This window comes from Dactylosporangium cerinum (genome assembly GCF_042653625.1).
Lineage (GTDB): Bacteria > Actinomycetota > Actinomycetes > Mycobacteriales > Micromonosporaceae > Dactylosporangium > Dactylosporangium cerinum.
Genome location: NZ_JBHSIU010000150.1, coordinates 1 through 685 on the forward strand (window position 1 = coordinate 1; position 685 = coordinate 685).

Sequence of the window (685 nt, forward strand, 5' to 3'; positions counted from 1 at the left end):
CTTCGACACGATCCCGGATGAGTTGATCGAGGCGGCGAAGGTCGACGGTGCGGGGCAGGGCGCGATCATCCACCGGATTCTGTTGCCGGTGTCGTTGCCGGGTCTGGTGGCGACGGGGTTGTTCGCGTTCATCCGTGGCTGGAACGACTTCATCTTCGCGTTGACCCTGGCCGGGCCGGACAAGCAGACCCTGCCGCCGGGTCTGGTCAACACGTTCCTCGGCGAGTTCGAAACCGCCTGGCCCGACCTGATGGCCGCGTCCCTGGTCGTGTCCCTCCCCGTCGTCATCGGCTTCACCATCCTGCAGCGCTACCTCGTCGCCGGCCTCACCGCCGGCGCCGTGAAGGGCTGAAACACCCCACACCCCGTCCTCTTGGAGCCACACATGTCTCTGACCCGCCGCTCCGCGCTGGGCCTGTTCGGCCTCAGCGCCCTCGGAACGACCCTTGCCGCCTGCGCCCCCACGACGAACACCCCCGCCCCGGCCGGCACCGAAGGCCTCAAGGACGACGGCGTCAAGGAATTCCCGCTCACGTCCTGGTCGTTCAACGAGGCCGTCACCAAGGAACCGATCCAGGCGCAGATCGACAAGTACACCGCCGCCAACGCCGGCACGAAGATCAGCACTCCGTCGTACCCGTACAACGACTACCTCAACCAGCTGCTGCTGCAGGTCCAGGGTGGA

General features: G+C 66.7%; 1 protein-coding gene and 1 pseudogene. Both read left to right on the top strand.

What is annotated here, in order from left to right; translation table 11 throughout:
* On the top strand, window positions 1-352 hold a 352-nt coding region (locus ACFPIJ_RS64445; RefSeq protein WP_380129457.1), incomplete at its 5' end, for a carbohydrate ABC transporter permease.
* Window positions 353-385: 33 nt separating this feature from the next.
* Window positions 386-685: pseudogene (locus ACFPIJ_RS64450) on the top strand (ABC transporter substrate-binding protein); the annotation flags it as partial.